The 18195-nt window shown below is 59.4% G+C and carries 14 protein-coding genes; 7 read left to right on the top strand and 7 right to left on the bottom strand.

Going from position 1 to position 18195, the window contains the following annotated elements:
• Nucleotides 1–27: 27 nt before the first annotated feature.
• The 6 genes from fabB to G3M63_RS13705 form a co-directional block, all read right to left on the bottom strand.
• On the bottom strand, nt 28–1245 hold the full coding sequence (gene fabB, locus G3M63_RS13680; protein ID WP_150301159.1) for a beta-ketoacyl-ACP synthase I: 1218 nt from the start codon (nt 1243–1245) through the stop codon (nt 28–30).
• 11 nt (nt 1246–1256) lie between these two features.
• On the bottom strand, nt 1257–1772 hold the full coding sequence (fabA, locus tag G3M63_RS13685) for a 3-hydroxyacyl-[acyl-carrier-protein] dehydratase FabA (protein WP_150301160.1): 516 nt from the start codon (nt 1770–1772) through the stop codon (nt 1257–1259).
• Nucleotides 1773–1986: 214 nt separating this feature from the next.
• Nucleotides 1987–3555: a class I adenylate-forming enzyme family protein gene (locus G3M63_RS13690; protein ID WP_163983495.1), complete on the bottom strand. Its 1569-nt coding sequence runs from the start codon at nt 3553–3555 to the stop codon at nt 1987–1989.
• Between the two features lie 102 nt (nt 3556–3657).
• On the bottom strand, nt 3658–5580 hold the full coding sequence (locus G3M63_RS13695) for an ATP-binding protein (protein WP_163983496.1): 1923 nt from the start codon (nt 5578–5580) through the stop codon (nt 3658–3660).
• Nucleotides 5577–6464 (bottom strand): hypothetical protein, encoded by an 888-nt coding sequence (locus tag G3M63_RS13700; protein ID WP_163983497.1) that lies wholly within the window; start codon nt 6462–6464, stop codon nt 5577–5579. The genes G3M63_RS13695 and G3M63_RS13700 overlap by 4 nt, the downstream gene beginning before the upstream one ends.
• A gap of 91 nt (nt 6465–6555) precedes the next feature.
• On the bottom strand, nt 6556–8736 hold the full coding sequence (locus tag G3M63_RS13705) for a TonB-dependent siderophore receptor (protein WP_256669826.1): 2181 nt from the start codon (nt 8734–8736) through the stop codon (nt 6556–6558).
• Nucleotides 8737–8864: 128 nt separating this feature from the next.
• Between G3M63_RS13705 and G3M63_RS13710 the strand changes: the two genes are divergently transcribed.
• From G3M63_RS13710 to G3M63_RS13735, 6 genes are all read left to right on the top strand, one after another.
• The gene (locus G3M63_RS13710; protein WP_163983498.1) at nt 8865–9911 is read left to right on the top strand and encodes an NAD(P)H-dependent glycerol-3-phosphate dehydrogenase; all 1047 of its coding nucleotides are present in this window, start codon (nt 8865–8867) and stop codon (nt 9909–9911) included.
• On the top strand, nt 9908–10291 hold the full coding sequence (locus G3M63_RS13715; RefSeq protein WP_163983499.1) for a DUF4389 domain-containing protein: 384 nt from the start codon (nt 9908–9910) through the stop codon (nt 10289–10291). The genes G3M63_RS13710 and G3M63_RS13715 overlap by 4 nt, the downstream gene beginning before the upstream one ends.
• Complete coding sequence (gene sixA, locus G3M63_RS13720) at nt 10288–10731, top strand: phosphohistidine phosphatase SixA (RefSeq protein WP_163983500.1); 444 nt, start codon at nt 10288–10290, stop codon at nt 10729–10731. The genes G3M63_RS13715 and sixA overlap by 4 nt, the downstream gene beginning before the upstream one ends.
• 165 nt (nt 10732–10896) lie before the next feature.
• Nucleotides 10897–12591, top strand: coding sequence for an AMP-binding protein (locus tag G3M63_RS13725; RefSeq protein ID WP_163983501.1), 1695 nt, complete (start codon nt 10897–10899; stop codon nt 12589–12591).
• A gap of 117 nt (nt 12592–12708) precedes the next feature.
• Entirely contained in the window at nt 12709–13572 is an 864-nt protein-coding gene (locus tag G3M63_RS13730; RefSeq protein WP_163983502.1) for an alpha/beta fold hydrolase, read from the top strand.
• Nucleotides 13573–13719: 147 nt separating this feature from the next.
• A complete protein-coding gene (locus G3M63_RS13735; protein ID WP_150301169.1) occupies nt 13720–14556 on the top strand; it encodes a DUF4892 domain-containing protein in 837 nt (278 codons plus the stop codon).
• A 54-nt stretch (nt 14557–14610) separates the two neighbouring features.
• On the opposite strand, the gene G3M63_RS13740 is transcribed toward G3M63_RS13735, so the two are convergent.
• Nucleotides 14611–17040, bottom strand: a complete 2430-nt coding sequence (locus G3M63_RS13740; RefSeq protein ID WP_163983503.1) for a penicillin acylase family protein — start codon at nt 17038–17040, stop codon at nt 14611–14613.
• Nucleotides 17041–17132: 92 nt separating this feature from the next.
• Between G3M63_RS13740 and G3M63_RS13745 the strand changes: the two genes are divergently transcribed.
• Nucleotides 17133–18140, top strand: coding sequence for a patatin-like phospholipase family protein (locus tag G3M63_RS13745; RefSeq protein ID WP_150301171.1), 1008 nt, complete (start codon nt 17133–17135; stop codon nt 18138–18140).
• Nucleotides 18141–18195 lie beyond the last annotated feature (55 nt).

Here is an 18195-nt window from a genome sequence, read left to right on the forward strand (position 1 = left end):
GCGGGCAGAAATCCGCCCGCAAAAGGATCAGGCGTTGGCCCAGCGCTTGAGAATCAGCGTAGCGTTGGTGCCGCCGAAGCCGAAGCTGTTGGACATGACCAGATCCACCGCCTGATCCAGACGCTCACGCAGAATCGGCAGATCACCGGCGTTTTCATCCAGCTCATCGATATTCGCCGAGGCGGCAAGGAAGTTATCGCGCAGCATCAGCATGCAGTAGATGGCTTCCTGTACGCCGGCAGCGCCCAGCGAGTGGCCGGACAGGCTCTTGGTCGAGCTGATCTTGGGAGCCTTGTCGCCGAACACTTCGCGGATCGCCTTCAGTTCGGCAACGTCGCCGACTGGAGTGGAGGTGCCGTGGGTGTTCAGGTACTCGATATTGCCATCGACGGTTGCCAGCGCCTGCTGCATGCAGCGCACCGCGCCTTCACCGCTGGGAGCGACCATGTCGTAGCCGTCAGAAGTCGCGCCATAGCCGACGACTTCGGCGTAGATCTTGGCGCCGCGGGCCAGAGCGTGCTCCAGCTCTTCGACGACAACCATGCCGCCGCCGCCAGCGATAACGAAACCGTCACGCTTGTTGTCATAGGCACGCGACGCTTTTTCCGGCGTGTCGTTGTACTGGGTGGACAGAGCGCCCATGGCATCGAACAGCATCGATTGCGACCAGTGCTCTTCTTCACCGCCGCCGGCGAACATCACGTCTTGCTTGCCGAGCTGGATCAGCTCTGCGGCATGGCCGATACAGTGGGCACTGGTGGCGCAAGCCGAGGACAGCGAGTAGTTGACGCCCTTGATCTTGAAGGGGGTGGCCAGACAGGCGGACACAGTGCTGCTCATGGTGCGCGGCACACGGTACGGCCCGATCTTCTTCACGCCTTTCTCACGCAGCAGATCCACCGATTCCATCTGGTTCAGCGTAGAAGCACCACCGCTACCGGCAACCAGGCCGGTGCGGACGTTGCTGACCTGTTCTTCAGAAAGACCCGCATCGGCAATCGCCTGTTGCATGGAGATATAAGCGAAGGCCGCCGCATCGCCCATGAAGCGCTTGATCTTGCGATCAATGGCGGCATCCAGATCGATCTTTATGCTGCCGGAGACCTGGCTACGCAGGCCCATTTCCTTGTATTCAGGGTTGAAGGTAATGCCCGGCTTGCCTTCTTTAAGGCTGGCAGCCACGGTTTCGACATCCTGGCCAAGGCAGGAAACGATACCCATACCGGTAATCACGACGCGTCGCATAGTGATAATCCTCAGAAACTGTCAGTAGAAGTAAACAGACCTACCCGCAGACCTTCGGCGGTATAGATCTCGCGACCGTCAACAGCCATGCTGCCATCGGCAATGCCGAGTGTCAGGGAGCGATTGATGGTGCGCTTGATATGAATAGTATAGGTAACCTTCTTCGCGGTCGGCAGGACCTGGCCGAAGAACTTCACCTCGCCGGAGCCGAGTGCGCGACCGCGGCCCTCAAAGCCCAACCAGCCAAGGTGGAAGCCAACCAATTGCCACATCGCATCCAGACCCAGACATCCGGGCATTACCGGATCGCCTTCGAAGTGGCAGGCGAAGAACCACAGGTCAGGATGGATATCCAGCTCGGCAACGATTTCACCCTTGCCAAAGCGGCCGCCGGTCTCGCTGATGTGAACGATCCGGTCGATCATCAACATGTTCGGGGCGGGCAATTGCGCGTTTCCGGGGCCGAATAGTTCACCGCGGCTGCACTGTAGCAGCTCTTCCCGGCTGTACGCGTTTTGTCTAGACATAGAAGCTCCTGCTCATCCCCAAAGGTGGGGCGCTAATGATTCGGCTTGGCGGTAATAATTGTGTGAGGCATCCGCCAGCGTAAGCTCAGACTGCTGACCAGGGGCGAAAGTCACACCATGTCAGACCAGAGGCGCTAGAGGATACCCGCAAGGCCCGCCGAGGACAAAATTTCTTGTCTTCGCCGGACACGTGGCTCAGTAGCAATTCCCGGCGTCAGTCCAGCTCACCATGGGTTGCCTGGAAGCTATCGCGTAGCTCTCGCTTGAGCACTTTGCCGATGGCGCTGCGTGGCAGCTCATCAGTAAGTATCAGGCGGTTCAGTCGCTGGGTCTTGCCCACCCGCTCATTGAACCACTGCAGAATGTCTTCGGCAGCTGTGGTTGCGCCCGGTTTGAGTACCGCGTAACCCACCGGGGTTTCGCCCCAGCTGCGCGACTGCACGCCGATAACGGTCACTTCCTGCAGGTCCGGATGCTTGCGCAGCTCGGCCTCCAGGTCGCTCGGATAAATGTTGAAACCACCGCTGATGATCATGTCCTTACGGCGGTCCATCAGTGTCAGGAAACCGTCTTCATCGAAACGGCCGACATCGCCGGTGCGGATGAAGCGCTTGCCGGTACTGTCATACCACTCTGCTTCGGCGGTCTTCTCCGGTTTGTTGAGGTAGGCGGTCATCATCGCGACCGAATGCCCCACCACCTCGCCGATTTCGCCACGGGGCAGTTCGTTGCCCTCTTCGTCGATCACGCGCATGTCATGGCCATCCAGTGGTTTGCCGACAGTGGCGAGCTTGTCGGGATGCGCGTGTGCGGCGAGCATGCAGGAGCCACCGCCTTCGGTCATGCCGTAGAACTCCAGAAGCCCACCGGGCCAGCGCTGGAGAATATCGGCCTTGAGTTCGGCATGAAAGGGCGCGCTGGTGCTGAACTTCATCTGGAAACTGGACAGGTCGTACTGATCGAAGTCTTCCCGCGCCATGATGCGCTGGTATTGCACCGGCACCAGCATGCTGTGAGTGGCGTGGTGTTCGGCGGCAAGCTCCAGATACTTCTTGGCGTCGAACTTGCTCATCAATACCAGCGTGCCACCCAGGCCTAGCGTCGGTAAAAAGGAGACCAGCGTGGTGTTGGAATACAGCGGGGTCGACATCAGTGTGACGCAATTCGCGCCGTAACCAAACGCCAGGCCGCGCTGGATGTGCGACCACCGCATGCCATGCGATTGCACGATGCCCTTGGGCTCGCCGGTGGTGCCGGACGAGTAGATGATATTGAACGGCATCTCGGGGGAGAGCGTTACCGGCTTCGGCGCAGCGTCAGTCAGCCATTCGGAAAATCCCTCTACGGGCCGGCTATCGTCCAGAGTGAACAAGGGCTGCGTTATCCGCTCCTGGACCCCGCTCAGCTCCCGGTCGGTATGTTGATCGACGAAGAACAGTTTCGCAGCGGAATCCTTGAGCATGATCAGTAGGCTTTCCGGCGTCGAGGAGGGCGCTAGCGGGGCTACGATTACGCCAGCACGCAGTGCGCCGACAAACAGGATGGCGTAGTTGATCGAATTGCTGGAACAGATCGCAATGCTGTCGCCTGGCTCAAGGCCGTCACGCTGCAGAGACGCGGCCACGCGGTTGGCCAACCGATCCAGCTCCCCGTATGTAACGCGGCGATCATCCTGGATCAGCGCCGTCTGTTCCGAGCGGTCACGTCCGTGTTGGGCAATCAGCTCCGGCAGGGTGGTAAAAGGAGACTCGAGGGTGATTGGCGAAGCGGCATTGGCACTCATCAGTTGTTAGGCCCTGTAAGATGATGGATGTCCTAGTTTCTCCATTTGCAGGCCAATATTCCATTGCCGCGTCCGATGAAGGACGAACAGAATGATGCGCGATCAGTGCGGTAAATGGCGCGGCAAAATCCAGTCATCAATTGCCTGGTGCAGCGCGCGGGCTGACAGCGGTTTGCTCAGAAACCCGCTCATGCCGGCTTGCTCACATTCCAGACGCTCTGACGTCAGTGCGCTGGCGGTCAGCGCGACGCAGGGAACCGGAATCGCGTTTTGCTGCTGACAGTACTGCAGGTAGTGCTGATAAACGGCGATGCCATCCATGTCCGGCAGCTGTATGTCCATCAGAATGCCGGCGAAAGCCAGCTGCGGATCAGTGAGAAGGTCGATTGCCTGTTGGCCATTATGTGCCGTTCGTACTTCATACCCCCTATTGCGCAACATGCCTTCGATGACCATCAGATTGACCGGATTGTCTTCTACCAGTAGCAATGCGCCGGACGGCGGGCTGCTGCCTGACGGTTTCAGCGTCGTGCTGTTGGCCGTCATGCCGGACCGGGTAAATGGCAGGCGCAGGGTGAAACAGGAGCCTTCATTCAGCTCGCTGGTCGCGCTCAGCTCGCCGCCCATGCTGCGGGCGAATGTCCGGGCTATGGAAAGCCCGAGGCCGGTCCCGCCGAACCGCCGTGAGGTGCTGCTGTCCGCCTGCTGGAAGGCTTCAAACATGGTCTCCAGACGATCTGCTGCGATGCCGATGCCGGTATCGCTTACCTCGCAGTGCAAGACGACCCCGGCGGCCTCCTGATACCAGCGGGCATCAATGCGGATTTCACCCTGCGCAGTAAACTTCAAGGCATTGCCAATCAGATTGACCAGTATCTGGCGTAGGCGGGTAGGGTCGCCGGTCACATCGCACAGTGCTGGCGGCCCATTGAGATCAACAACCAGACGCAGTCCTTTCTGTTTCGCGGCATACTCGAAGGGAGCGATAGCACTGGTGAGCTTTTCGCGCAGGTCGAAGGGAATGCGCTCATATTCGATGGTGCCGCTTTCAATGCGCGACAGGTCGAGAATATCGTTGATCACGTCGAGCAGATGGTGAGTCGATTCGCCGGCGATATGCACATATTCCGCCTGCTCCGGGTCGAGCTCAGTGGTTTCGAGTAACTGGAGCATGCCCATCACCCCATTCATTGGCGTGCGCAGTTCATGACTCATCATCGCCAGAAACGCTGATTTCGCGCTGTTGGCCCGCTCGGCATCTTCTCTGGCAGCGATCAGGTCCCTGATGGTCAGACGTTGCTGCTCACGCGTCTGCTGAAGCCTGTCGGCAAGCGCATTGATATTCGCGCCCAGGCGGCCGATTTCGTCGTTGCCCGCGCTGATGAGGCGCGTTTCAAACCGGCCATTTCTCAACGATTGAATGGCGCTGCTCATATGGGTCAAGGGCATGGCCAGCCTGCGTGCGAGGCGCAGTGCAAGGAGCAAGGTAATCAGCACAGCCAGGCCGATAAATGCGGCACTCCAGAGGATGTCCTCTCGCCGGTCGCTAAGCGTCTCATGGTTGAGTACTACCTTCACCTGACCGAGAAAATCGTGCGCAGCATCGGTGCGGTCTGTCACATCAAGCATGTAAAGCTCATGATCCAGTTCAATGCGCTGACGGAGGATATCGGCGTTGAACACCAGGCTGGCCGAACCCGGTTCGATATTTCTGGCCTTGCGGGGCAACCGGATCAGCAGCTCGCCGTCCCGGTCATATACTTCGATAGCCAGCACGTCGCGAATCTGCAAGGCGCCGGAAATAAGATTTTCCAGCGTGGCGGTGTGGCCCGTTACGACGCCAAGTTCGGCAGTGGACGCCAGCTGCGTGGCGATGAGCTCCCCCGTTTCATGCTGTTGACGTTTGACGTCGTCCAGCCGCGCGTTGACGAAGTACAGGAGCAACGTAAGACCCAGTATGACCGCGGGCATCAAGGCAATGAGAATCAGACGGTTATGGATACTGCCTGGTTTGTAGTGTGTCACTGTCCGGTCTCCATCGTTGCCAGCTCCTGCGACAGTGCGGCGTCATCCGGCGGCGGGAAGCCGAGTGATCGGGCGACGTGTGGGTTGCTGATGACTGAGAAATAGGTCGGATAGCTCATGCCAGTAGAGATACCCCCTGCAAGTACCTCGTTAACACTGCGCGCCGTATCGGCAGGCGAGCTGAACGTGGTGCCCAGGCTTCCGGCAGAAATGAATGGAGCACTGGGGCCGATCATGAGCTTATCCCGCGCGTAGCTGGTTAACAGTAGCGTTCTGAGAGTGTCGGCCCGATAGATCGTCTGGTCGTCGATCGCGATCAGTACGTCGCTGCGCGATAGCACTTCGATCAGCGGGCGGGTCAGATTGTCCGGGGTTTCCACGAGCTCGGCGGACAGCTTGAGGCCCGCAGAATCGGCCGCGTCCTGCCAGGCCGGCAGTTGCATGCGGCTGGCGTCGCTGTACAGCAGCCCCAGCGTGTCGATGCGGGGGAGCAGCAAGCGCGCAAGCGCTACCTGACGGGAGGGTTTCGGGTTGGCAAGCAAGATATGTCGCGGGCCCCGAAGCAGCTCGGGCAGGTGCTGCTGAATTTGTTCAAGCCTGAGGTAGGCTGCGACTGTAGGTGCGCCGGGGAGATGGTCCTTCTGCCACTGGGCCGCCCGCCACCCCATGGTCACAACCATGTCGGGAGGCGTCTCTGACAGAGGCTCGCCGAGTATATGAACCTCGATGTTGTCCGCTGGCCGAAGCTGCCGCAGCGCGGCAGTGAAATGGTCAGTCAACTCGGTGGTCTCGGGGGTTGCTACCGTCAGGTTGGCCGCCCAGGTCGGGAGCGCAAGCAGCACCAGGCAGGCGTACAGCACCTTTTTCAGGCGCTTCACCAACATAGGGTCGCAAGGGGAGGAAGAGTCATCAAACATCCTTGTCAATGATCTATTAGTATGACCGAAGCCGCGATCATACGCTGCTTCCCGGCTCTCAGAAACTCAGTTGGGCGCTGAGGTAGTAATGGCTTGGACTATCGAATCGGTTTTCAGCCCAGGTCAGACCTTCGTCATCCAGCCTGTATTGCCAGGTCAATGCCAGATCCAGGCTGCTGCTGCGGGTCAGCTCCAGTCGTTTTCCGACCCGGGAGTCTACACGTTCGAAGCGTCGTTCGTTGAGCATGTCAGCACCGTAATAGATCAGGCTACTGTCAAAGCCGCCAGGCCATTGCCGCAGCCACGCCACCGATCCGCTGTTGCGCGGGGTGAGGCGCTGGTCCAGCTTGTGTGCCGCTGTAAAATCGATGTAGGCGTAGGTGAGCCGAAGACGATCGGTTGGCGTGGCCTGCCAATCCAGTTGCCCCTCGGCACCGGTAAAGCGCACGAACCCGGCGTTGGTCGGGACAAAATTCTTCAGCTGCAGTGGTTCGCTCATCATGTCGTCGATTTCTTCATGAAACGCACGGAAATCCATCGATAGCGCGAGCTGGTGGCTGTACCCGTTGTAGCCCAGCTCGGCCGATCGCATATGTTCCTGCTCCAGATTCCCGGGTCCCTTTGCGTGGGCATAATATGTCCGGCTGAGCGTTGGGGCTCCGTTCATGTTAGTCGGGCGATAGGTCCAGGAGGCATGATTCTCGTACATGTCCGGGGAGCGTACCGCTTCGGAATACACGGCCCGCAAGCTATGACTCGGGCGGAGGAAATAATGCACGGCCAGGCGCGGGGAAAACGAGTAACCGGTCAGCTCGCTGTCCTCAGCCATGCCGGCAGCGTGCAATAACCATTGATCGTGGGGCCGGTATTCCACGTTGGCGAAGAGCTGAAGGGTCCTGTTGTCCACTACGCCATTGAAGTAGGTCTCCGAGCGAACCCGGTCATAACGCAGATTCGAACCGAACACCGTGCGCAGTTGTTCGGTGAGCTGCAAGGTGTCCTGCAGCTCCACCTCGTAGCGCGTTTCGCGCAGCGACTGGTTTATGTCCCAGCAGACCGGTCCGGTATCAAGGGATGCGTCATGCTGCGCGATGACCTCTTCGGCCAGGGGGAACAGCGCCGCCTTGTCGCCGGGGAATAATGCTTGCAGCGCTTCGGCATCATCCAGCTTGCCGCGGAAATATTTGTTCAGATGCCGTGCCAGTTGCGGATCAGCCTGATAGATCGTTTTCAGCTCAGGGGAGAACACAACAGGCGAGTCGCAGGCTCGCCACTGCTGCAGCCGTTCCATATGCTGGATGAAGCTACTCGCCTGAAGGCTGTGGGTCGAGGAGAAATCGTTGGTCCAGCGCGCCGAGGCAAACCAGTTACGATCCCGCAGATCCGAAGAAGGCGCATGGCTGTTGATCCTTCGCTCAAAGGCGGAACCTTCCGCACCCGGATAATCCGGGTTGCCCGGAGCCATGGCTTCGTAATCATAATTTACCTGACGGGAGCCATCCGCCGCGCCCAGTTGCCACTCCAGCGTCTGGGTCGGATCGATTTCACTGACGCCGGACAAGGTGAATGCATCGCTGCGCTGACCGTCGCGAATGGACTCGCCTTCTTCGTCGTGGTCAAAACCATTATCGCGTCTGCCGATAATGCTCAGTCGCATATGGGTGTCGCCCGCTTTGAAGCCGTGGCTGCCGTAGCGATCCCGCACGCCCCGGGTGCCGCTGGTTACCTTCAGACGGGTGCCCAGGCTCCCGCTCGGGTCCCGGGAGATAATGTTGATCACGCCCATCAAGGCGTTCGCACCATAGGCCGCGGTATTCGGCCCGCGAAACACTTCGATGCGTTCGATGTCTTCCATTGCCAGGGAAAGTCCGGGCCAGTCGATCGTGGCAAATCCGGGGCGGTAGATCGAACGGCCGTCCACCAGCACCTGCAGGCGGCGGGCTTCGCTTACGTTGGTGCCATGGTAATTGACGTTGACCGTGTTGCCCGAGTGGTAGCCGACCAGCATTCCCGGCACCAGCCTGAGCAGTTCGGGCACATCCCGTGCGCCGCTCGCGCGGATCAGTTCGCGATCAATGACCGTCATGCTGCCAGGCACGTCAGCTGGCGCTTGCCTGAGCCGCGTAGCACTAAGAACCGTAGGCAGATCGGGATTACCGAGCGGGCTGCCTTCCCCGGCTTGAACTGCACCGGTCATGGCTATTGTCAATAGAATGACCAGACTACGGGTTTTGATCATATCCTGAGCTGTCCTGGCTGTTTGGGCGGCGCCATCATAGCGGCGAGAACAGATTTTGCCACTCCCGCATCGCTGTTATCGTGCTCTGAACTTATAATGCCGTTTGTCATTTGAACAAAGGATCTTGCATGACTGAGCAAAAACAGCCGGTTTGCGTTCTGGGTGGGGGCAGTTTCGGAACCACCCTGGCCAATCTGATGGCCTCGCATGGGGTGCAAGTGACCTTATGGTTGCGTGATCAGGCCGTCGCAGACGAGATCAACCGCGAGCACAGGAACAGCCGATACCTGCCGGACATATCGCTGGATCCGCGTCTTGTTGTCACGACCGATCTGCATGCCGCCCTGGCGTCGGCCCAGTTGATATTTCTGGCCATACCCAGTGGCGCGTTTCGCAGTGTATTGCAGCAGATCGGACCAGATCTGGCGGGCAAGGGCGTCGTCAGCACAACCAAGGGAATAGAGCAGCCCGGCTTCCTGCTGATGAGTCAGATAGTCGAAGCCGAGGCGCCTGCTGCGCGGGTCGGGGTGCTGTCGGGGCCCAATCTGGCCCGTGAAATGGCAGCAGGCGCACTGACTGCCACCGTGATCGCCTGCCGGGACGAGACGCTGTGCAGCGAGGTTCAGGCCGTGCTGGGCAGCAAGAGTGTTCGAGTGTATGCCAGCCAGGACCGTTTTGGTGTGGAGCTCGGCGGTGCGTTGAAGAATGTCTACGCCATCATTTCTGGTATGGCAGCGGCAATGGGGGTTGGGGAAAATACCAAGAGCATGCTGGTCACCCGGGCACTCGCGGAAATGACCCGGTTTGCCGTCAGCATGGGCGCCAATCCCATGACATTCCTCGGCCTTGCCGGCATCGGCGATCTGATGGTCACCTGCATGTCACCGCAATCACGCAATTTTCAGGTTGGTTTTGCGCTTGGCAAAGGCCAGACGCTTGAAGATAGCGTGGCGCAACTGGGGCAGGTCGCCGAAGGGGTGAACACCCTGCGCGTGCTCAAGCAGAAATCCGATGAAGAGGGCATCTATATGCCGCTGGTCGCCGGCCTGCACGCTATCTTGTTTGAAGGTCAGCCACTGGCTGATGTGATCGGTCGGCTTATGTCAGCCTCTCAGAAAGACGACGTCGAATTCGCCTCCTATGTCACTACCGAAGCCGGGAACGCCACACCATGAAGCATGCCAAGACAGCCATCACCTCCGCCGATTTCTGGCTGCGGTTACTCTATATCCTGTTGTTTGCGCTTGCGTGGCAGATTACCGAGCTGCTGCTGGTCGTGGTGGTGGCGCTGCAGATCGGCTCCCAGTTACTGAACGGGGCCCATGAGCCACGGCTGACCGGCTTCGGTAACAGTCTTTCCCAATATGCGTGGCAGATCGGACGTTATGCGACCGGCGCTACCGAGCAGAAACCCTGGCCGTTTATGGAATGGCCGGACCCTCAGGCTCAATGGCACGTCACTATTGCTGAGCCGATGTCCGCGGGCAACGCCAAGGTCGGTGACGCGGGTACTGGAACTCCCGGCGAATCGCCCAGCGGGCCAGTGCAGCCATGAAGCTCTGGATACTTCGACATGGTCAGGCCGAGGCTCAGGCGTCCGCAGACACCCTTCGTGAACTGACCGAGGCAGGCCGTCATGAGGTGCGGGCCGTTATGTCCGGTCTGGCTGGTGAGCCCTTTGAGGCAGTGCTTTCGAGCCCGTACGTGCGCGCGCAGCAGACTGCTGAGCTGGCATGCCAGGCAACCGGTTATAGCGGCGACGTAACCACCGTCGACTGGCTGGTACCTGAATCGGATCCCCTCACTGTAATCAGCCAGCTGAAACAGCAGACCGAGCAGAACCTGCTGTTGGTAAGTCATCAGCCTTTGGTCAGCCAGTTGATCAGCCTGCTGGTGGAGGGACATCGTCGCGGCCACTTCCCGATGCCCACCGCAGGGCTGGTCTGCCTTGATCTGGACTATGTGGCAGCGGGGCTGGCCCGGCTCGTCAAATGATCTGGCATTCATCTGCAGAATCGGTGCGTTTGCCTCTGTTCTGCGCTTGTTTGCCCTTTTTGAGCATGGGATAGTGACGCTCGAAGCGATTATTCGGGTGACGCTATACCTTGGTCATTCAGCATTCAGCGCAGAAAAAAACAAAAAGTCCATGAGGCACAGCAAATGCCAGATCAGGTAAAACTGGCTGTTTCGTCTGCTCTCGAAAGCTTCTATGAGCGGGAGCGGGCTCACCCTGACAAGGTCTATCTGGTCCAGCCCCACGCAGACGCCAGCGTCGACGAATTCACCTGGGCTCAGGTGGGCGACCAGGCGCGCCGGATTGCCAGCTATCTGCGCTCGCTTGAGCTTGAACCTGGCAGCCATATTGCGCTTTTCTCGAAAAATTGTGCCCACTGGATAATCGCCGACCTGGCGATCTGGATGGCCGGGCATGTCAGTGTGCCGATCTATCCGACACTGGGCCGCGATTCAGTGCGCCCGATGCTCGAGCATGCCGAGTGCCGGGCGGCTTTCATTGGCAAGCTGGACAGTTGGCAGAGGGTACGCCCCACCGTGTACCCGGACATTCCGTGGATCGGGCTGCCATTGGCACCGGAGGATGCCGATCTGCTGCCCTGGCAGAGCCTGCTGGAGAGCAACGAGCCGCTGAGCGAAGATGTGCTGCCCGACCCTGCCGCTGTCGCGACCCTGGTCTATACGGCAGGCACATCGGGGCCACCAAAAGGCGTGATGCTCAGCTTCAGCGCGATGTATCACGCGGCCAGCAACTGGCTGCGTCTGTTCGTGATCAATGATAATGATCGACTGCTGTCCTACTTGCCGCTGAGTAACGTGGCGGAGCGTCAGTTCGTGCAGATTGCTTCGCTGCTTGGCGGCGAGACGGTTTATTTCGTGCATGGCTCTGACACCTTCGTGCGCGACATGCGCCGGGCCCGCCCAACGGTGTTTTTTGGCGTGCCGCGGCTCTGGTCCAAGTTACAGCGAAGCGTATACAGACGGGTCCCGGCGATTGTGCTGAATCCTCTGTTGAAGATACCGCTGCTTCGCAGAATCCCCGCCCGTATGGTGCTGGCAACATTGGGCCTGAACCATATCCGCTATGCCGTCAGCGGCGGCGCGCCTCCAGCCGACGACATGCTGCGCTGGTTCCAGCGTCTTGGAATGAACCTTGTCGAAATATACGGGATGACCGAAAACTGCGGCTATTCCCACCTTGGCAGACCCCAGCGATTCAAATCGGGCTGGGTCGGCTTGCCGAACCCGGGCGTCGAATGCCGGCTCGCGGAAGATGGCGAGCTCCTGCTGCGCAGCCGGGCCACTATGCTGGGCTATTTCAAGGATCCGGACGCCACCGCCCGAATGCTCGACGAGAATGGTTTTCTGCACACCGGAGATCTCGGTGAGGTCGACAAGGAGGGATTTGTGCGGGTCATCGGACGCGCCCGGGACCTGTTCACCACGCGCGCCGGCAAGGTGATCCCGCCCGGGCCGATCGAGCGGCTGCTGGATGCCAGTTCGCTGATCGAGCAATCCTGCGTGCTGGGAGAGAAGCTGCCGCAGCCGATAGCGCTGGTGCAATTGCAGGAGACCGAGTCTGCCGCTACGCCCAGCCGCGATCAGGTTGTTGAGGAGCGCCTAACGCGCATCCTCAGCGAAACCAACAAGCGGCTGCCTCAGCATCAGCAACTCGCTTGCCTGGTCGTGATTGGTGATAAATGGAGCGTGAATAATGGCTTCATTACCCCGACGCTGAAGCTCAAACGTCACGTGGTCGAAGCAACCTACCAGGACCAGCTCGAAATATGGTCGGTCAGCGGTAAACGGGTGCTCTGGCAAGAGACACCCACCCCGGGCTGAACTCTTGAGCCGGACCCGCTCCGACGGCGTTGTGCTGCGTTTCATGCATGCCAGACGCCTTGTCTACGGGCCATCCGAGGTATAGATTTTCCCGCTTTTTTAAGGATCCCAGGATTTATGGAACACGCGAGTCATGAAGTCCGCTTCAATCTGCCTTCGGTCGAGGTAGCCGCAAAAGTGTGGGGCAAGCCTGACGGGCTCCCGGTCATAGGGCTGCACGGCTGGCTGGATAACGCTGCCACCTTCGATCTGATCGCCCCCGAACTCGATGGGGTTTATCTGATCGCGCTGGACCTGCCGGGTCACGGTCTCTCCGATCACCTGCCCGCCGGCGGCTACAGCCTGTGGCAGCAAGCCGCTACCGTATTACAGGTCGCCGAAAGCATGGGGTGGGACCGGTTCGCGCTGCTGGGCCATTCGATGGGTGCGATTATCAGCAGCATTCTGTCCGCCAGCGTGCCCGACCGCATCATGGGCGCCGCGCTTATCGATGGCCTGATGCCGATCACCTCCGAGGCGGATGACACGCCAGCTCAGATGGCGCGCTTTCTAAAAGCCAGCCTGGCCACCAGCAGGAAGCGCAAGCCCATTTACGTATCGCCCGAGAAGGCTACTACCGCTCGGATATTGGGCGGCAGCATGCCCCTGTCACGCGTTGCTGCCAATTGTCTGGTTGAACGCGGGCTGATGCCTGAGCAGGGCGGCTGGACCTGGCGAACCGATCCGCAATTGATGTTGCCTTCGGCGCTGCGCTTCACCCATAAGCAGGCCATTGCGATAGTTGAAGCGATCCGCACGCCTACCTGTCTGGTGGTTGCCAGCGAAGGTATCTTTGCCAGGCGCCCGGAGGCGTCAGCCCTGCTTGATCAGCTTGAGAACGTGCAGATTCATCGGGTTGAAGGCGGACATCACTTGCACCTGGAACAGGCCGCTCCACGTGTCGCAACGATTATTGACAGTTTTTTCAAAGGCCTTGCTTGACCCGCTACGGGCGCTGGCCGAGGCTATCAGAAGGTTGGTCTTTGCTATAGGCTCATGCCACCGCATGACTGGCCAGAGTTGGTTGGGTGGGTCTGGCCCCGTGAACCCCCTGGGAGGCGCGGTAATCTGCAACGCTGAGGAGAACAAATGCCGTCAAGAAGACGACCGGCTCTGCTGTTAATGGGATTGGCATTCGGGCTGGCATCAGCCGTCAGTCAGGCTGCCGATGCGGTCCCGGATGAATTGTTGATCCAGCCGTTTCCCCGCGCAGAGGTTGCCAGGGTGAATGTGGAAGAGAACGTTGACCACGGTGTCGCCATTGGCAGCGTGCGACGCATCAACAACAAATTACGTGCCGAGCGTGAAGTGCGCACCATCGGCACGCTGCTGCAGGTTTCCTGGCTTATTCCATCGGGGCATGACGCAGATGAGGCGCTTGCTCATGCCACCCAACAGCTGCTGGATAACGACACCACCATGTTGTATTTCTGCGAAGGTCGGGAGTGCGGCAGCAGCAGTACCTGGGCCAGTCAGGTAATTGGCTTCTCGCGTCTATATGGCCCAGACGATAATCAGACCTATCTGGCGGTGCGTGTGGATGAGACGCCGCAACGATTTGTCAGCCTGTACGCGATCACCCGTGGCAACCGCCAGGTCTATTTGCATGTCGATCAGTTCACGCCTGACGAGCCGGTTGAGCGGGCTCTATATCCAACGCCCGCAACCTTGTTGAAGGTTATCAACAGCGAGGGGCATTTCAGTGTGCCTGCTGCCGAGCTGGAGGATCCCGAAGGGGAGACGATGGCAAGCTGGCTGGACCTGTTGAACCGCGCACTGCGCACAGACACCCGTTTACGCGTAGTGATACACGGAGCTCAGGCGCCGGCCGTTGTGCAGGGGCTCGCTGATCGCGGTATTCGCAAGCAGCGGCTGGAAATTGGCGAAGCAACACCCGGGTTGGGAATACGGATCGTCAAGATATAGGGTCTTGCCCGTTTCATCGCGAGCCGCGATGAAACGGCAACAGACCTGCCACCCTCAACGGTTCCGGGAAGGCTTGACCTTCAAACGGTCAGGCAATCCCTGAATAGACACCCAGTCGAAGAGTTGCGTGCGGTAACGCCCCTCGTTGAATAGCTCAGCCTGGTCATCATAATGCGGGTCGAAGGGATTGCCCGACTGCCCAAGCGGCAGGATGCCCAGCGTACCGTCGAGATTACCCAGGTCTACCAGCCGGCGAGACGAAGGCCCCGCACTGACCTGGTAGACGTCCTGCTCCAGGCCGAAAGTCATACTGTTGATACTCTCCCGGCTCCCATCAACAGGCACCGGACTACTACTCAAGAGCGCGCCAAAGGGAAGTTTATCCGCCAGCGGATGGGCATGCTCGAGTCGAATGACACGCTCCCATTTCCAGCTGTCGACGTCTGGCCCCAGTTGCTCAGCGAGTCCTTCGATTGTGCTGACCCAGGCGTGTTCAACCGCTGCCTGGCGTCCATCCAGGGAGGGCTGCTCACGGTTGTCCCACCACGGTGAAGCGGGCTTCCAGTAAAGACTGAGCAGGCTTTTCTCGGCCATATTGGTGTTCTTGAAAAACTCATACTGGTCGCCCAACTCATCGGCAAATAGCGCTCGCATCAGTTGGTCATGCCAGCGTTGATAAAGGGTTGCGCCCACATTGTTGCGTTCGAATTCGCCGTCCCACCCTGCGACCAACTCCGCTGCCCGAGCTGCAGGCGCGCGCAGCTCTTCGCGAAACAGTTTTTCGCTGAGCAACGGCAAGGCGTCGGTAATCATTGCCGCCGATTGAGAGCGGCGGGTATCGAGCTGTATATGGCGGAAAACCGTCTGATCCATTGGTTGATCGTCGGACAACATCTCGGCCAGCCGCTGGGAGCGTTCGGACGGTGCATAGTAACCAGGCACCAGGCGCCGGGGGTTGTCCTGGTCGTAGGGGTGGTTGGCGCTGTATACATGCCCGACGGATGGATTCACCGTGCGCGGATTGAGCGCAAACGGCTGATAGCCGAGAAATTTGTCCCGATCACTGCCGCCACTGAGCAGGGCGAAACTGTTATTGCTTTTTGGCCAGCGTTTCATGCGACCGATGGCCCAGGAGGCGATGTTGTCTTCCACGTCGGCGTACACTACGTTCAAGCCGGGAGACCAGTGCTTTGCTGCCGCGGCCTCGAACTCAGCCATGTTGCTGGCCCGTGAGAAACCGTAGAAGGCCTCGGTGGAGTCGCTTTCGGGATCAAGAAACGTCCAGAACAGGCTGACCGGGCGACGATCCGCTTCAACCTCTTCCGATGCGTCCAGACGGTCATTGATGATAGGTCCGTTTTTCGAACTGCGCAGGCGGATCAGGCGGTCTTCCTGGCCGCGCACCTTGATCACCTCCTCGTGCACGGTCAGCTTCTGCCAGCGGTTGTCGGTCCACACATGGTCGGGTTTGTCCGGATGAACGCGCTCACGATAGAAGTCCACCTCATCGTTCATCAACATGGTCAGTCCCCATGCGTGATGCCGCGTCTGGCCCAGCAGGGCAAATGGCAACCCGGCGAGGAAATGCCCGTAGACCTCATGCTCAGGGGTGCGGATATGGGCTTCATACCAGGTGGCGGGGACCGAGAAGCCAATATGTGGATCGTTCGCCAGCATCGGGGCGCCGCTTGCGCTGCGGCTTGCGTTGATGGCCCAGGCGTTGCTGCCCAGGAACTGGCCGACCGGCAGATGTTTCTCGACGTGGGCGACCCGATGGAGCAGCGGCCCGAGCAACGCGGCGCTCTGCGCTGGCGGTGAAGTGGGCGGCTTGCTGCTTGGCCATCCAGGCACCAGATCCTGCATGTGGCGTTCGCCGAGGGTGCCGCGGACATGGTCGACCAACGCGTCCGTCTTGAAGGCTTCGGCAAACGAATACGCCATGTAGCCCATGACATGCGCAATATCAGCCGTGGAGAAGTAGTCCGGCTTGCTCAACAACAAGCGGTACTCGACCGGCACATTTCCTTGGTCGATGTACTGGTTTATGCCGCTCTGGTATGCATTTATCAACTGTACGTGCGGCGCATCGGCATTTTCTTCCATACGCCTGGCATATTCGCGGGCGAACCGGCTGATGCCCAGTGAGCGAAAGAAACGGTCAGTTACCAGCGACTCCTGGCCGAAGAGTTCGGACAGTCGCCCGGCCCCGATGCGGCGCAACAGGTCCATCTGGAACAGACGGTCCTGGGCGTGCAGGTAGCCAAGAGTACGATAGGCATCGAGGTCAGATTGTGCATCAATATGCGGCACTCCCCAGGTGTCGTAATATACCCGCGCCGGTTGTTCCATGCCCTGCAGTCTTAACGTGCCGCTGCGCTGTGCTTCCGAGCTGTGAAATATCCAGGCGCCCAGTCCGGCCAGGGTTATTGCGAGAATGAGCACTACGGCGGCCAGCTTCAACAGAAAGGTACGGCGTTTGTTCACGGGTTGCCTTGATATGGTGAAAATTATCCCGGCATCATGCTGAGAGTGAAACCCGTCGTCAATCGGGATTAATCAGAAGAGGAAAAGGCAGCATGGGACGCAGCGTCGCATTGGTTCTGGGCAGTGGCGGAGCCCGTGGTTACGCTCATATCGGCGTGATCGAGGAGTTGGAACGTCGCGGGTATTCCATCGAGTGCATCGCCGGGTGTTCCATGGGCGCGGTAGTGGGTGGCGTATATGCCGCGGGGGGGCTGTCGGCATACCGTGAGTGGGTTTCCGGTCTGGCTTATCTCGACGTGCTGAAGCTGCTGGATGTTGGGTTTGGCAACCTCGGCGCCATCCGTGGGGAAAAGATTTTCGGCCGCGTCCGGGAAATCGTCGGCGATATGCGGATCGAGGATCTGAAAATTCCCTTCACCGCAGTCGCTACCGATCTGACCAACCAGCAGGAGGTCTGGTTTCAGCAGGGCTGTTTGCACCAGGCCATGCGCGCCTCGGCGGCGATACCCAGCCTGTTTTCGCCAGTTCGTCAGGGTAGCCGGGTGCTGGTTGATGGCGGGCTGCTCAATCCGCTGCCGATTGTTCCGGTGGTGTCCTCCCATTGCGATCTCATCGTGGCGGTCAACCTCAACGGCACACATACCTACGGATACAGTTTGCCGGTAATCGAGCGGCCTGCGCCGATCCGCCAGCAGTGGGACCACTGGGTGGGCAGTATCAATATGCGCAACTGGATCGGCCGTCGCGGAAGCTCCGCCGATGATGTGGTTGCGCTGGATCAACCTGTCGAAGATGAACCGCCCGCAGAGAAGGCTGCAATCCGTCAACAGGACGAAACGGCCCCGGTACGGGTGGAGCAGAATGTCGGCCCGGCAAGCATGCTGGAACTGGTGAACCTGTCATTCGAAACGATGCAGGCTTCACTGACCCAGTACAAGATTGCCGGCTATCCCCCTGACGTACTGATAGAAGTACCGAAACGCCTGAGCCGTTTCTTCGATTTTCACCGCGCCCCGGAGCTGATCGAGCTCGGCCGGATGGTTGCCAGCGACACTCTGGACCGTTTCGAGGGACTCAAGCCCGAAGCCTATGCTTCGTAGCGGCTTCGACGAAAGGTTGGCAGACACCGTCCATTCCGTAGGCCGGTCTGGTCAG

The sequence above is a fragment of the Pseudomonas sp. OIL-1 genome (genome assembly GCF_010669185.1).
GTDB classification, from domain to species: domain Bacteria; phylum Pseudomonadota; class Gammaproteobacteria; order Pseudomonadales; family Pseudomonadaceae; genus Halopseudomonas; species Halopseudomonas profundi.